The 14,992-nt window shown below is 53.8% G+C and carries 14 protein-coding genes and 1 tRNA gene; 11 read left to right on the forward strand and 4 right to left on the reverse strand.

Annotated features, from left to right (window positions below; translation table 11 throughout):
* The first annotated feature begins 7 nt into the window (after window positions 1-7).
* Window positions 8-83 (forward strand) — tRNA-Trp (locus tag ACQ3G7_RS23110).
* A 98-nt stretch (window positions 84-181) separates the two neighbouring features.
* On the opposite strand, the gene hdfR is transcribed toward ACQ3G7_RS23110, so the two are convergent.
* Window positions 182-1,015 (reverse strand): HTH-type transcriptional regulator HdfR, encoded by an 834-nt coding sequence (hdfR, locus tag ACQ3G7_RS23115; RefSeq protein ID WP_430892479.1) that lies wholly within the window; start codon window positions 1,013-1,015, stop codon window positions 182-184.
* Window positions 1,016-1,121: 106 nt separating this feature from the next.
* On the opposite strand from hdfR, the gene ACQ3G7_RS23120 reads away from it, so the two are divergent.
* Window positions 1,122-1,460: a MaoP family protein gene (locus ACQ3G7_RS23120; RefSeq protein WP_430892481.1), complete on the forward strand. Its 339-nt coding sequence runs from the start codon at window positions 1,122-1,124 to the stop codon at window positions 1,458-1,460.
* 25 nt (window positions 1,461-1,485) lie between these two features.
* Here ACQ3G7_RS23120 and ACQ3G7_RS23125 read toward each other — a convergent pair whose 3' ends face one another.
* Window positions 1,486-3,006 (reverse strand): YifB family Mg chelatase-like AAA ATPase, encoded by a 1,521-nt coding sequence (locus tag ACQ3G7_RS23125; protein ID WP_430892483.1) that lies wholly within the window; start codon window positions 3,004-3,006, stop codon window positions 1,486-1,488.
* Window positions 3,007-3,347: 341 nt separating this feature from the next.
* Here ACQ3G7_RS23125 and ilvL point away from each other — a divergent pair, with 341 nt between their 5' ends.
* The 7 genes from ilvL to ilvA all read left to right on the forward strand — a co-directional run bounded on the left by ilvL (window position 3,348) and on the right by ilvA (window position 9,974).
* Complete coding sequence (ilvL, locus tag ACQ3G7_RS23130) at window positions 3,348-3,446, forward strand: ilv operon leader peptide (protein ID WP_001311244.1); 99 nt, start codon at window positions 3,348-3,350, stop codon at window positions 3,444-3,446.
* Window positions 3,447-3,532: 86 nt separating this feature from the next.
* Window positions 3,533-3,583, forward strand: coding sequence for a peptide IlvX (gene ilvX / locus ACQ3G7_RS23135; RefSeq protein ID WP_209446748.1), 51 nt, complete (start codon window positions 3,533-3,535; stop codon window positions 3,581-3,583).
* A gap of 2 nt (window positions 3,584-3,585) precedes the next feature.
* Window positions 3,586-5,232 carry an acetolactate synthase 2 catalytic subunit gene (gene ilvG, locus ACQ3G7_RS23140; protein ID WP_430892498.1) on the forward strand — a complete coding sequence of 549 codons (1,647 nt, stop codon included), beginning with the start codon at window positions 3,586-3,588 and terminating at the stop codon, window positions 5,230-5,232.
* Entirely contained in the window at window positions 5,229-5,498 is a 270-nt protein-coding gene (gene ilvM / locus ACQ3G7_RS23145; RefSeq protein WP_263098562.1) for an acetolactate synthase 2 small subunit, read from the forward strand. The genes ilvG and ilvM overlap by 4 nt, the downstream gene beginning before the upstream one ends.
* Window positions 5,499-5,515: 17 nt before the next feature.
* Window positions 5,516-6,445, forward strand: coding sequence for a branched-chain-amino-acid transaminase (gene ilvE, locus ACQ3G7_RS23150; protein WP_061499237.1), 930 nt, complete (start codon window positions 5,516-5,518; stop codon window positions 6,443-6,445).
* 131 nt (window positions 6,446-6,576) lie between these two features.
* Window positions 6,577-8,427, forward strand: a complete 1,851-nt coding sequence (gene ilvD / locus ACQ3G7_RS23155) for a dihydroxy-acid dehydratase (RefSeq protein ID WP_430892501.1) — start codon at window positions 6,577-6,579, stop codon at window positions 8,425-8,427.
* Window positions 8,428-8,429: 2 nt separating this feature from the next.
* A complete protein-coding gene (gene ilvA / locus ACQ3G7_RS23160) occupies window positions 8,430-9,974 on the forward strand; it encodes a threonine ammonia-lyase, biosynthetic (RefSeq protein WP_430892578.1) in 1,545 nt (514 codons plus the stop codon).
* 4 nt (window positions 9,975-9,978) lie between these two features.
* Here the strand turns inward: ilvA and ilvY are convergent, their stop codons facing one another.
* The gene (gene ilvY / locus ACQ3G7_RS23165; RefSeq protein ID WP_061499226.1) at window positions 9,979-10,869 is read right to left on the reverse strand and encodes an HTH-type transcriptional activator IlvY; all 891 of its coding nucleotides are present in this window, start codon (window positions 10,867-10,869) and stop codon (window positions 9,979-9,981) included.
* A gap of 156 nt (window positions 10,870-11,025) precedes the next feature.
* On the opposite strand from ilvY, the gene ilvC reads away from it, so the two are divergent.
* Entirely contained in the window at window positions 11,026-12,501 is a 1,476-nt protein-coding gene (ilvC, locus tag ACQ3G7_RS23170) for a ketol-acid reductoisomerase (protein WP_430892503.1), read from the forward strand.
* Window positions 12,502-12,582: 81 nt separating this feature from the next.
* Here the strand turns inward: ilvC and ppiC are convergent, their stop codons facing one another.
* On the reverse strand, window positions 12,583-12,864 hold the full coding sequence (gene ppiC, locus ACQ3G7_RS23175) for a peptidylprolyl isomerase PpiC (RefSeq protein ID WP_001140255.1): 282 nt from the start codon (window positions 12,862-12,864) through the stop codon (window positions 12,583-12,585).
* Window positions 12,865-12,950: 86 nt separating this feature from the next.
* Between ppiC and rep the strand changes: the two genes are divergently transcribed.
* Window positions 12,951-14,972 (forward strand): DNA helicase Rep, encoded by a 2,022-nt coding sequence (gene rep, locus ACQ3G7_RS23180; RefSeq protein WP_263098558.1) that lies wholly within the window; start codon window positions 12,951-12,953, stop codon window positions 14,970-14,972.
* The last annotated feature ends 20 nt before the right edge of the window (window positions 14,973-14,992 follow it).

Raw genomic sequence — 14,992 nt, forward strand, 5'->3', positions numbered from 1 at the left:
CCTATTTAGGGGCGTAGTTCAATTGGTAGAGCACCGGTCTCCAAAACCGGGTGTTGGGAGTTCGAGTCTCTCCGCCCCTGCCAGAAACAATCCTTAGCATTTATTTGCTAAGGATTTTTTTTTTTGCATTTTTTCTATATCTCACTTCCTGGAACACTGCTCAGCATCCTTGCCACACGGTTCAATCAATCACTTTGATCTTTAAGAGATCTTTAATCTGGTTTTGTTTGTCGCTGTTCTGTAACCAGATTGCATAAAGTGGACGGGAAAGCATCACAGTATCTGTCACCTGGTGTAAGCCTTCTTTTTGATCTGCCCATAAGACAGGTAACCATGTACAGCCATTCAATTGAGGTAATTGGCGATGCGCAACTTCTGCCGAGCTGGTCGTTAATGTGGGCACATCATCGCTGGCAATCAATTCCACCTCATGCTGCTGGAAATCCGGCCCCCATTCCAGACGAAGGTAATTAAGCTCTGATTTTGTTTTTTCAGGTGCTGAGCAATACAGCGCAAGCGTGAAATGTCCCAGCAACTGGCTGCTGAACTCATCCATTTTTGGCGTCTCGGTGGTGATCAACAGATCTAACTGACGCTCGTGCAACTGCTTAACCAGCGATTGCCGTTGTGCTATACGTGCTTCAAACTGCAGATTACCGCCAAGATCGTAAAGCCCGGTTAGCCAATCGCTGAGCATGCATTCCCACAGTGAAGCGCTGGCACCGATAGAAAACTGGTGATGCCGTGAAGTGTGCGCGACTTCCTTTCTTGCTGCCTGCCATGTGCTCATTAGCGTTTCTGCGTAAGGCAGAAGCTTTTCTCCCGCAGCAGTCAGGCGGATGTTATTGCGGTGGCGAGTGAAAAGATTGACCCCAAGCTGGTTCTCCAGTTGGCGAATACGAAAACTCACCGCAGACTGCGTCAAATAGAGTGCTTCAGCCGCCCGGCCAAAGTGACGAGTCCTGCTCACTTCCAGGAAAGTTTTTAATAATTCCGTATCCACAGCTTTCTCCACAAAAATATTTGTCGTAATGATTTAAATGTTTTGTTTTACACTCTGTCAAGCGTAACTAATACTCCGCGCCATAAATAGCTCGGCCAAAGAATTAGGAGCGTGCAGGATGGCGGAAAGCTTTACGACGACGAATCGTTTTTTCGACAATAAAAATTATCCACGCGGGTTCTCTCGCCACGGTGATTTCACCATCAAAGAGGCTCAACTGCTTGAGCGTCATGGTTATGCCTTTAACGAGCTGGAGCTCGGTAAGCGCGAACCGACGACCGAAGAAGAGACGCAGTTTATTGCCGTTTGCCGTGGAGAGCGTGAACCCAGCACTGAAGCAGAACGTGTCTGGATTAAGTATATGGCGCGCATTAAGCGTCCGAAGCGTTTTCATACTCTGTCCGGCGGTAAGCCGCAGGCTGAGGGCACGGAAGACTACACGGATTCCGACGATTAAGAAAAAGGGGCTACGGCCCCTTTTTTTACCTCAGCATTTTTTGCAGATGAACAAATAACCTGTCGATAGCACGATAACTTAGCGCTTCCTGCAGATGGCAACGCTGGATTTGTTCTTGCTGTTCAAGGTCGGCAATGGTCCTTGCTACCTTCAACAAACGCTGCCAGGCCCGCACAGACAGACCCAGACGTATTAATGTCTCCTCCAGCCACTCCCCATCCTCCCTGGAGAGTGAGCAGAACAGCCTGGTTTCGCTACTCTCAAGTCGCGCGTTGAGTTTATTCTGACGAGCCAACTGGCGTGCTTGTGCGCTCACCACGCGGGCACGGACCGTCTCACTGCATTCACCTTTGATTTGCGTCTGACTCATTAGCCCGGAGACCGGAAGCGGTATCTCCAGTGAGAGATCAAAACGATCGAGAAACGGGCCTGATAATCGACCCAAATAGCGTAACGTTTGTTCCGGCGTGCAACGGTTATGATTCCCCTGATAGTGTCCTGTCGGGCTGGGGTTCATGGCGGCGATCAATTGGAACCGTGCCGGGTAGGTGACTTTCGCTCGTGTTCTGGAAATATCAATTTTTCCGGACTCAATTGGTTCGCGCAATGCATCCAGTACCCGCCTCTCAAATTCTGGCAACTCGTCGAGAAATAATACGCCGTTATGCGCCAGCGAAATTTCACCCGGCCCGGGCATTGAGCCACCCCCAACCATTGCTGTGAGTGACGCGCTGTGGTGAGGCGATCGGAACGGCCGCCGTCGCCAATGACGGGTGAGATTGGCGGCGTTCAACACGCTCATCACCGCAGCACTTTCCAGCGCTTCCTGATTGCTCAGTGGTGGAAGTAATCCACCTAACCGACTGGCCAGCATTGTTTTTCCGGTGCCTGGAGGACCAATGAGCAAGAGATTGTGTCCGCCGGCGGCTGTGATTTCCAGTGCCCGCTTGCCCTGCTCCTGCCCTATAACATCACTTAAATCTTCACCGTGCGTTTCCTGAGGGAGGTGAAAAGGTTTCGGCGGTAACAATTCATGTTTGTCTTCCAGGAAGGCGCAGACCTCTTGTAAATGTCCTGCAACAAGACATGCCTGCGTTTGCGCCAGGCTGGCTTCCGCTTCATTCTCCTGAGCAAGGATGATGTTTCTGTGGGCTTTTATGGCTTCCATTACGCAGGAGATAGCACCAGGAACTCCACGTAATGCCCCTGTAAGCGCGAGTTCGCCAACAAACTCGTAATGACTTAACTTTCCAGTTGAAAGCTGCTCAGAGGCCGCGAGAAGCGCGATGGCAATGGGTAAATCGTATCTGCCACCTTCTTTAGGCAAATCGGCCGGTGCCAGATTGATGGTGATCCGTTTCGCAGGAAACTCATAGCCGCTGTTGATAATCGCGCTACGTACCCTGTCTCGCGCTTCTCTGACGGTCGTTTCTGGCAGCCCAACGATGGTCAGACCGGGTAGCCCATTGCTGATATGCACTTCCACCGTCACTAGCGGTGCGGCGACCCCCAAAGCCGCCCGTGTGTAAATTACTGACAACGTCATAACACCTCCTTTTCGTGGCATTATTGGCTCTCAGTTTTGTCATTTCCCTGCTGTTTTGCTGAATTTGCGTGATGTTCCCTGTTATTTCATCGCAAGCCTGAGCGCTTTTCATCATGTTGGAAGCGCGCTCGCGCGACCAGTCATAGGGACGTTCAATCTCTGAACAGCGGCCCGGAAAAGTGAAATATTTTCACCCTTCTTTTTTGTTATATAAAACAAAGGTTTTTTGGCGACTTGTCGACTTGCTCGCAAAATAATCCATAAATATTTCTTGTGTCTTGTCTCAAATCTGTGATAACTCTTTAGGCATTCCTTCGAACATGAAGCAAGAACGAACACAAATGACAGCCCTTCTACGAGTGATTAGCCTGGTCGTGATTAGCGTGGTGGTGATTATTATCCCACCGTGCGGGGCTGCACTTGGACGAGGAAAGGCTTAAAAAACAAGCCTTAACGAACTAAGACCCCCGCACCGAAAGGTCCGGGGGTTTTTTTATGACCTAAAAACATTAACGAGGAGCAGAGAATGAGTTGTAGCACAAAATTCTGTTTCTCCCGATATCCGGCGGGGAACTAACTATGAATGGGGCACAGTGGGTAGTACATGCGTTGCGGGCACAGAAAGTCGATATCGTATTCGGGTATCCGGGTGGCGCAATTATGCCGGTTTACGATGCATTGTATGACGGCGGCGTGGAACACCTACTGTGTCGGCATGAGCAGGGTGCTGCGATGGCCGCCATCGGTTACGCCCGTTCTACGGGTAAGACCGGTGTTTGTATTGCCACCTCCGGCCCTGGCGCCACCAACCTGATCACGGGTCTTGCCGATGCACTGTTAGATTCCGTTCCGGTCGTCGCTATCACAGGACAAGTTGCTGCGCCGTTTATCGGTACCGATGCATTTCAGGAAGTGGACGTGCTGGGTTTATCCCTGGCCTGCACGAAACACAGCTTTTTGGTTGAGTCGCTGGAAGATTTACCCCGCGTGATGGCCGAAGCATTTCACGTTGCCAATTCTGGTCGTCCTGGTCCGGTACTGGTTGATATCCCAAAAGATATCCAACTGGCGGTCGGTAATCTGGAGCCGTACTTCTCCACCGTCGAAGATGATATTTCTTTTCCGCAAGAGCAGGTTGCACAAGCGTATCAGATGCTTTCTCAGGCGAAAAAACCGATGCTGTATGTCGGTGGTGGCGTGGGGATGGCTCAGGCTGTTCCGGCATTGCGCGACTTCCTGGCGGTAACGAAAATGCCGGTTACCTGCACGCTGAAGGGGTTGGGCACCGTTGAGGCGGAGTACGCTTACTATCTTGGCATGCTGGGTATGCACGGGACGAAAGCGGCTAACTTTGCGGTACAAGAGTGTGATTTGTTGGTTGCCGTTGGCGCGCGTTTTGACGATCGCGTCACCGGCAAGCTGAACACTTTCGCGCCGCACGCCAAAGTCATCCATATGGATATCGATCCGGCGGAAATGAGCAAACTGCGCCAGGCGCACGTTGCGCTGCAGGGGGATTTAAATGCCTTGCTGCCTGCGTTGCAGCAACCGCTGATAATTGACGAATGGCGTCAGTTCAACGCCGATCTGCGCCGCGAGCATGCCTGGCGTTATGACCATCCCGGTGAGGCTATCTATGCACCCCTGCTGCTAAAGCAGCTCTCTGAGCGTAAACCGGAAAATAGCGTAGTGACCACCGATGTGGGACAGCACCAAATGTGGGCAGCCCAGCATCTGAGTTTCAATCGTCCGGAAAACTTCATTACTTCCAGCGGATTAGGCACCATGGGATTTGGTTTGCCTGCCGCGGTGGGGGCTCAGGTTGCCCGCCCGGACGATACGGTCATCTGTATCTCCGGTGACGGCTCTTTCATGATGAATGTTCAGGAGCTCGGCACCGTAAAACGCAAACAATTACCGCTGAAGATCGTTTTATTGGATAACCAGCGCTTAGGGATGGTTCGTCAATGGCAGCAGTTATTCTTCAACGAACGTTATAGCGAAACCACTCTGACCGATAACCCCGATTTCCTTACGCTGGCCAGCGCCTTCGGCATCCCCGGCCAGCACATCACCCGTAAAGACCAGGTTGAAGCGGCACTCGACACCCTGCTTTCGTGCCAGGGGCCATACTTGCTTCATGTCTCAATCGATGAACTTGAGAATGTCTGGCCGTTGGTGCCGCCCGGCGCCAGTAACGCACAAATGCTGGAGAAATTATCATGATGCAACATCAGGTCGCCGTTGAGGCTCGTTTCAACCCGGAAACGTTAGAACGCGTATTGCGTGTGGTGCGCCACCGTGGCTTTCAGGTGTGCGCGATGAACATGGAAACCGCCAGCGATGCGCGGAATATAAATATCGAATTGACCGTTGCCAGTCCGCGGCCTGTCGAATTACTGTTTAGCCAGTTGAGCAAACTTATCGACGTTGCCCGGGTTGATATCCGACAGCGCGCCACATCATCACAATCACAACAAATCCGCGCGTAAGCGCAATAGGAAGAATAATGACGACGAAAAAAGCAGACTACATTTGGTTCAATGGCGAGATGGTTCGTTGGGAAGATGCAAAAGTCCACGTGATGTCCCACGCGCTGCATTACGGTACGTCTGTATTTGAAGGCATCCGTTGCTACGACTCTCACAAAGGTCCAGTGGTCTTCCGCCATCGTGAACATATGCAGCGCCTGCAAGACTCTGCAAAAATTTACCGTTTCCCGGTTTCTCAGAGCACCGATGAGCTGATGGAAGCATGCCGTGCCGTGATCCGCAAAAATAACCTGACCAGCGCTTATATTCGCCCGTTGGTGTTTGTGGGTGACGTGGGTATGGGCGTGAACCCGCCTGCAGGCTACTCCACTGACGTGATCATCGCCGCGTTCCCGTGGGGAGCTTATCTCGGCGCTGAAGCGCTGGATCAGGGGATCGATGCCATGGTTTCTTCCTGGAACCGCGTGGCGCCAAACACCATCCCGACAGCCGCCAAAGCCGGTGGTAACTATCTTTCTTCCCTGCTGGTGGGTAGCGAAGCGCGCCGTCATGGCTATCAGGAAGGTATCGCGCTGGATGTGAACGGCTATATCTCTGAAGGCGCAGGCGAAAACCTGTTTGAAGTGAAAGACGGTATTCTGTTCACCCCGCCGTTTACTTCTTCCGCACTGCCGGGTATCACGCGTGATGCCATCATTAAGCTGGCGAAAGAGCTGAATATCGAAGTGCGTGAGCAGGTACTGTCCCGCGAATCTCTGTATCTGGCGGATGAGGTGTTCATGTCCGGTACCGCCGCAGAAATCACCCCGGTACGCAGCGTCGATGGTATTCAGGTGGGCGAAGGCCGTTGCGGCCCGGTCACCAAACGCATTCAGCAAGCATTCTTTGGCCTCTTCACCGGTGAAACCGAGGATAAATGGGGCTGGTTGGATCAAGTTAACCAATAAATACCCGTCATACTTAAGGTTGTCGGTGCGTTGGCTGCACGCGTTCCTACAACCAGAATTATTTAGGGTATACAGAGAAATATGGGGTGGCACGCACCATCCCATCTACAGGATAGACTGGGAGTTTAAGCATGCCTAAGTACCGTTCCGCCACCACCACCCACGGGCGCAATATGGCGGGTGCCCGCGCGCTGTGGCGCGCAACCGGGATGACCGATGCCGATTTCGGCAAACCGATTATTGCTGTCGTGAACTCGTTTACCCAGTTCGTGCCGGGCCACGTCCATCTGCGCGATCTTGGTAAACTGGTTGCGGAGCAAATTGAGGCCGCAGGCGGCGTCGCGAAAGAGTTCAATACTATCGCTGTCGATGATGGCATCGCGATGGGGCACGGCGGTATGCTTTACTCCCTGCCATCCCGCGAGCTGATTGCCGATTCCGTCGAATATATGGTGAATGCCCACTGCGCGGATGCCATGGTGTGTATTTCCAACTGCGACAAAATCACCCCGGGGATGCTGATGGCCTCCCTGCGCCTGAACATTCCGGTCATTTTTGTTTCCGGCGGCCCGATGGAAGCCGGGAAAACCAAACTCTCTAACCAGATCATCAAACTCGATCTGGTGGATGCAATGATCCAGGGCGCTGACCCGAAAGTCTCTGACGATCAGAGTGAACAGGTTGAGCGTTCTGCTTGCCCTACCTGCGGTTCCTGTTCCGGTATGTTTACCGCCAACTCAATGAACTGCCTGACTGAAGCGCTGGGCCTTTCTCAGCCGGGTAACGGCTCGCTGCTGGCCACCCATGCCGATCGCAAGGACCTGTTTATCAATGCCGGCAAACGCATTGTTGAACTGACTAAACGGTATTACGAGCAGGACGATGCCAGTGCGTTGCCGCGTCAGATCGCCAGCAAAGCGGCGTTTGAAAATGCCATGACGCTGGATATTGCCATGGGCGGTTCGACCAATACCGTTCTGCACCTGCTGGCTGCTGCGCAGGAAGCCGAAATTGACTTCACCATGAGCGACATTGACAAGCTTTCCCGCAAGGTGCCGCAGTTGTGTAAGGTTGCGCCAAGTACGCAGAAATACCATATGGAAGATGTGCATCGCGCTGGTGGTGTGTTGGGCATCCTCGGAGAACTGGATCGTGCTGGTCTGCTGAACCGCGACGTGAAAAACGTGCTGGGTCTGACGCTGCCGCAAACCCTTGAACAATACGATGTGATGCTGACCAAAGACGAAGCGGTGAAAACCATGTTCCGCGCAGGTCCGGCAGGCATCCGAACCACGCAGGCATTTTCGCAGGATTGCCGCTGGGACACGCTGGATGACGATCGCGCCGAAGGCTGTATCCGTTCGCTGGAACACGCTTACAGTAAAGATGGCGGTCTGGCGGTGCTGTACGGCAACTTTGCGGAGAACGGTTGTATCGTGAAAACGGCGGGCGTTGATGACAGCAACCTGAAATTTACCGGCCCGGCGAAAGTGTACGAAAGCCAGGATGCGGCGGTTGAGGCCATCCTCGGTGGCAAAGTGGTCGCTGGTGATGTCGTGGTGATTCGCTACGAAGGCCCGAAAGGTGGCCCGGGTATGCAAGAGATGCTTTATCCAACCAGCTTCCTGAAATCCATGGGGTTAGGTAAGGCCTGCGCACTGATCACCGACGGGCGTTTCTCCGGTGGTACCTCCGGTCTTTCTATCGGTCACGTTTCACCCGAAGCGGCCAGCGGCGGCAACATCGGCCTGATTGAAGATGGCGACATCATCGCTATCGACATTCCGAGCCGTGGCATTCAGCTGCAACTGAGCGATCAGGAACTGGCGGCGCGTCGTGAAGCTCAGGAAGCCCGCGGCGATAAAGCCTGGACACCTGTCGATCGCGAACGTCAGGTTTCCTTCGCGCTGCGTGCCTATGCCAGCCTCGCGACCAGTGCGGATAAAGGCGCAGTACGCGATAAATCTAAACTCGGGGGTTAATGATGGCCGAATCCCAACCCCTCTCCGCCGCCCCCGAAGGGGCGGAATATCTGAGGGCGGTGCTTCGCGCACCGGTTTACGAAGCGGCGCAAGTAACGCCGCTGCAAAAAATGGAAAAGCTCTCTTCGCGTCTGGATAACGTCATTCTGGTGAAACGCGAAGACAGGCAGCCCGTGCACAGCTTTAAGCTGCGTGGGGCGTACGCGATGATCGCCGGGCTGACGGAAGAGCAGAAAGCTAACGGCGTGATTACGGCTTCGGCAGGCAACCATGCGCAAGGTGTGGCAATGTCTTCCACGCGGCTTGGCATTAAATCGCTGATCGTTATGCCGGTTGCGACTGCGGATATCAAAGTTGATGCGGTGCGTGGCTTTGGCGGCGAGGTACTGCTGCACGGCGCGAACTTCGACGAAGCCAAAGCTAAAGCCATTGAGCTGTCGCAACAGCAAGGTTTCACCTTTGTGCCGCCGTTCGATCATCCGATGGTGATTGCCGGGCAGGGTACGCTGGCGCTGGAGCTTTTGCAGCAGGATGCGCATATCGATCGCGTTTTTGTGCCGGTAGGCGGCGGCGGTCTGGCGGCGGGTGTGGCGGTGCTGATTAAGCAACTGATGCCGCAAATCAAAGTCATTGCCGTTGAAGCGGAAGATTCGGCTTGTCTGAAAGCCGCGTTGGATGCGGGTCATCCGATTGATTTACCCCGCGTCGGGCTGTTTGCGGAAGGGGTGGCGGTAAAACGTATCGGTAACGAAACGTTCCGGCTGTGTCAGGCCTATCTCGACGATATTGTCACCGTGGATAGCGACGCGATTTGCGCGGCGATGAAAGATCTGTTCGAAGACGTACGCGCTGTGGCGGAGCCTTCCGGTGCGCTGGCGCTGGCGGGCATGAAAAAGTACATCGCCAAACATAATATTCACGGCGAACGACTGGCGCATGTCCTTTCCGGTGCGAACGTCAATTTCCACGGCCTGCGCTATGTTTCCGAGCGTTGCGAACTGGGTGAACAGCGTGAAGCGCTGTTGGCGGTCACTATCCCGGAAGAGAAAGGCAGCTTTCTGAAGTTCTGCCAGTTGCTCGGCGGGCGCTCTGTTACCGAGTTTAACTATCGTTTTGCGGATGCGAAAGATGCCTGCATTTTTGTGGGCGTGCGCTTAAGCCGCGGGTTAGAAGAACGTAAAGAGATCCTCGAACTGCTGCATAACGGCGGTTATGACGTGGTGGATCTCTCCGATGATGAGATGGCGAAACTGCACGTGCGTTACATGGTCGGCGGTCGGCCATCGAAGCCGTTGCAAGAGCGCTTATACAGTTTTGAATTCCCGGAATCTCCCGGCGCGCTGCTGAAGTTTTTGCACACGCTCGGCACTCACTGGAATATCTCGCTGTTCCATTATCGCAGCCATGGTACCGACTATGGTCGCGTGCTGGCGGCGTTTGAACTGGCGGATCATGAGCCGGACTTCGAAACCCGGCTCAATGAACTCGGTTATGATTGCCACGATGAGACACATAACCCGGCGTTCCGGTTTTTCCTCGCCGGTTAGCTGGTTAATGGTTGGGCAGGATTTGCCAGAAAGCACTGACAAGCGGCTCATGCAGCCGCTTTTTTTGTGCGCATACGCCCAGCTCGAACGGTGTTTTCTCGTCGCTGCGCTCAAGGATCATCACCCGGTTGCGCACCGGCTCCGGGCTGTTTTCCAGCACCACTTCCGGGATCAGCGCTACGCCGCAGCCTAATGCCACCATCGACACCATTGCTTCGTGGCCGCCAACGGTGGCGTAAATCGACGGGTTACTGATTTTATGACGACGAAACCACAGCTCAATGCGGCGGCGCACTGGCCCCTGATCCGCCATAATAAACGGCACCGTCGACCAGTCGGGATCTGGCTGCGAAACCTGGTTGCGTACCGGGCAGGGTAAGGCCGGCGCTATCAGCACAACGGCAAGATTTTCCAGCATGGAAAAAGCCACCGCGCCGGGCAGGGTTTCCGGTTTCCCGGCTATCGCCAGATCTGCTTCGCCGGTGACCACTTTTTCCATCGCGTCGGCGGCATCGCCGGTGGTGAGTTTAATTTCTACTGACGGATGTTCAGCGCGGAAGCGATCGAGAATCGGCGGCAAATGGCTGTACGCCGCAGTAACGGAACAAAACAGATGCAACTCGCCGGAAAGGGAGGGGCCTTGCTGGTCTATCGTGTGGCGGAGTTGCTGATACTGCAATAAAGTTTGTTGAGCGAAAACGCGCAGTTCTTCTCCCGCTTCGGTCAGTGTGACGGTGCGGTTATCCCGCACAAAAAGCGGCTGGCCGAGATCCTCTTCCAGTCGCTGAATCTGGCGCGAGAGCGTGGAAGGGCTGACGTGCATGGCCCGCGCACTGCGGCCAAAATGGCGGCTTTCCGCCAAATGCAGAAAAGTTTTCAGGTCGCGTAAATCCATGAGACAGGCTCCACAAATTTGTATTGCAAAAATTGCAATGTCACATTGTTAATATATCAATTTAAGCAACGCATTTCCTGTCATATAGTGGGTTCAATCTCGCGAAACAGCGAACCGAACAATAAGCACCACAACACAACATCATGAGGTCTCACCATGGCTAACTACTTTAATACACTGAACCTGCGCCAGCAGCTGGCGCAGCTGGGCAAATGTCGCTTTATGGCGCGTGAAGAATTTGCCGATGGCGCAAGCTACCTTCAGGGTAAAAAAGTGGTCATCGTCGGCTGCGGCGCCCAGGGCCTGAACCAGGGTCTGAATATGCGCGACTCCGGCCTGGATATCTCCTACGCGCTGCGTAAGGAAGCGATCGCTGAAAAACGCGCATCCTGGCGCAAGGCGACCGAAAACGGTTTTAACGTTGGCACTTATGAAGAGCTGATCCCGCAGGCGGATCTGGTGGTTAACCTGACGCCGGACAAGCAACACTCTGACGTGGTGCGTTCCGTACAGCCGCTGATGAAAGATGGCGCAGCGCTGGGTTACTCCCACGGTTTCAACATCGTCGAAGTGGGCGAGCAGATCCGTAAAGACATCACCGTGGTGATGGTTGCGCCGAAATGCCCGGGCACCGAAGTGCGTGAAGAGTACAAACGCGGTTTTGGCGTACCGACCCTGATTGCCGTGCACCCGGAGAACGATCCGAAAGGTGAAGGTATGGCGATTGCTAAAGCCTGGGCTGCGGCAACGGGCGGTCATCGCGCGGGTGTTCTGGAGTCCTCTTTCGTTGCGGAAGTGAAATCTGACCTGATGGGCGAACAGACCATCCTCTGCGGTATGTTGCAGGCCGGTTCTCTGCTGTGCTTCGATAAGCTGGTGGCGGAAGGGACTGACGCGGCTTACGCAGAAAAACTGATTCAGTTCGGTTGGGAAACCATCACCGAAGCGCTGAAACAGGGCGGCATCACCCTGATGATGGACCGTCTTTCTAATCCGGCGAAACTGCGCGCTTATGCGCTGTCTGAACAACTGAAAGGCATTATGGCGCCGCTGTTCCAGAAACATATGGATGACATCATCTCCGGCGAATTCTCCTCCGGCATGATGGCTGACTGGGCGAACGACGATAAAAAACTGCTGACCTGGCGTGAAGAGACCGGTAAAACCGCATTTGAAACCGCACCGCAGTTTGAAGGTAAAATTAGCGAACAAGAGTACTTCGATAAAGGCGTGCTGATGATCGCGATGGTGAAAGCGGGCGTTGAGCTGGCGTTTGAAACCATGGTTGCTTCCGGCATCATCGAAGAGTCTGCTTACTATGAATCACTGCACGAGCTGCCGCTGATCGCCAACACCATCGCGCGTAAACGCCTGTATGAAATGAACGTGGTTATCTCTGATACCGCTGAGTATGGTAACTACCTGTTCTCTTATGCCTGTGTTCCGCTGCTGAAAGAGTTTATGACCATGCTGCAGACGGGTGACCTGGGCCAGGCGATTGCCGAAGGCGCTGTTGATAACGCGCAACTGCGCGATGTGAACGAAGCGGTTCGCAGCCATGCAATCGAAAAAGTGGGTCAGAAGCTGCGTGGCTACATGACCGATATGAAACGTATTGCTGTCGCAGGCTAAAAAAAGAGGTCGGGTAGCGTTTCGCCTGCCCGACCTGCAGTAATGTAAGCCCGGTAGGCGTGAGCGCCACCGGGCTTTTTATTAGTTGCGATACAGCACTTTGATGATGTGATAACCGAACTGGGTGTGCAGCGGGCCGGTCGGCTCCAGCACCGGGCAGGAAAATACCACTTTATCGAAGGCCGGTACCATCTGACCCTGACGGAATTCCCCTAAATGGCCACCTTTTTTGCCTGACGGGCAAATAGAGTGTTTTTTCGCCAGTTTCTCGAAATCGCCGCCGTTTTTGATTTGTTCCAGAAGATCCAGCGCCAGTTTCTCTTCTTTAACAAGGATGTGCAGTGCTGCTGCTGTTTTTGCCATGATCGTGCCTTGAGTGGAGGAGTTTGGGCTGGCTATACTACCACGCTGTTTATCTCCTTCCTGACTTTCATTGAGTGATTTTTTCTATGCGTTTAAACCCCGGACAACAACAAGCCGTCGAATTCGTCACCGGTCCCTGCCTGGTGCTGGCGGGTGCAGGATCCGGTAAAACACGCGTGATCACCAATAAAATCGCCCACCTTATTCGGGGCTGCGGTTATCAGGCGCGACATATTGCAGCGGTCACCTTTACCAACAAAGCTGCACGCGAAATGAAGGAACGTGTCGCGCAAACGTTGGGTCGGAAAGAGGCGCGGGGTCTGATGATCTCCACGTTCCATACGCTGGGTCTGGATATCATCAAGCGTGAATATGTTGCGCTGGGCATGAAGTCTAACTTTTCGTTGTTCGACGATACCGATCAGGTCGCCCTCCTGAAAGATCTGACTGAGGGGCTGATCGAAGATGACAAAGTGGTGCTGCAACAACTGATCTCGACGATCTCAAACTGGAAAAACGATCTGCTTACCCCGCAGCAGGCTGCCGCCCGCGCGATCGGCGAACGGGATCGTATGTTCGCCCATTGCTACGGTCTTTATACCGCCCATATGAAGGCGTGCAATGTTCTCGATTTTGACGATTTGATCCTGCTGCCCACGCTGCTGTTGCAACGGAATGAAGAGGTGCGCGAGCGCTGGCAGAACAAGATCCGCTACCTGCTGGTGGATGAATATCAGGATACCAACACCAGTCAGTATGAACTGGTAAAACTGCTGGTGGGCCAGCGCGCACGGTTTACTGTGGTAGGCGATGATGACCAGTCAATTTACTCCTGGCGCGGCGCGAGGCCGCAAAACCTGGTGTTGCTGAGTCAGGATTTCCCGGCGTTGCAGGTCATTAAGCTGGAGCAGAACTACCGTTCTTCGGGGCGTATTCTGAAAGCGGCCAACATCCTGATCGCCAATAACCCGCATGTGTTTGAAAAACGCCTGTTTTCGGAGCTCGGCTACGGTACGGAACTGAAAGTCCTGAGCGCCAACCACGAGGAACATGAAGCCGAGCGCGTGACCGGTGAGCTGATTGCCCATCACTTTGTGAATAAAACGCAGTATAAGGACTATGCCATCCTCTATCGCGGTAACCATCAGTCGCGGGTGTTTGAAAAATTCCTCATGCAGAACCGCATTCCGTACAAGATTTCTGGCGGCACTTCCTTCTTCTCGCGCCCGGAAATTAAAGATCTGTTGGCTTACCTGCGCGTGCTAACCAATACGGATGACGACAGTGCATTTTTGCGCATTGTGAACACGCCAAAGCGTGAAATTGGGTCCGCCACGCTGCAAAAGCTGGGGGAATGGGCCATGGTGCGCAATAAGAGCCTGTTTGCCGCCAGCTTTGACGTTGGGTTAAACCAGACGCTCACCGGGCGCGGTTATGAATCATTAACACGCTTTACCCAGTGGCTTGGCGATGTACAGCGTCTGTCGGAGCGTGAGCCCATTGCCGCCGTGCGTGATCTGATTCACGGCATTGATTATGAATCCTGGTTGTTCGAAACCTCGCCCAGCCCGAAAGCGGCGGAAATGCGTATGAAAAACGTCAATACGCTGTTTGGCTGGATGACCGAGATGCTCGAAGGTAATGAACTGGATGAGCCGATGACGCTGGATCAGGTGGTCACGCGTTTCACCCTGCGCGATATGATGGAGCGAGGTGAAAGCGACGATGAGTCCGACCAGGTGCAACTGATGACGCTGCATGCCTCTAAAGGCCTGGAGTTCCCCTATGTCTTTCTGGTCGGCATGGAAGAAGGCTTACTGCCGCATCAGAGCAGCATTGATGAAGACAACGTTGATGAGGAACGCCGTCTGGCTTACGTTGGCATAACCCGCGCGCAGAAAGAGCTGATTTTTACGTTGTGCAAAGAGCGCCGCCAGTATGGTGAACTGGTGCGCCCGGAGCCAAGCCGTTTTCTGCTGGAGTTACCGCAAGATGATCTGATCTGGGAGCAGGAGCGCAAAGTTGTCAGCCCGGAGGAGCGCATGCACAAAGGCCAGGCTAATGTGGCGAATATCCGGGCGATGCTGGCAAAAGCGAAAGAGAAATAAAAAAGCCCGGTATTGCCGGG

Source organism: Kosakonia sp. N21 (genome assembly GCF_050587465.1).
In the GTDB taxonomy this organism is placed as follows: Bacteria; Pseudomonadota; Gammaproteobacteria; order Enterobacterales; family Enterobacteriaceae.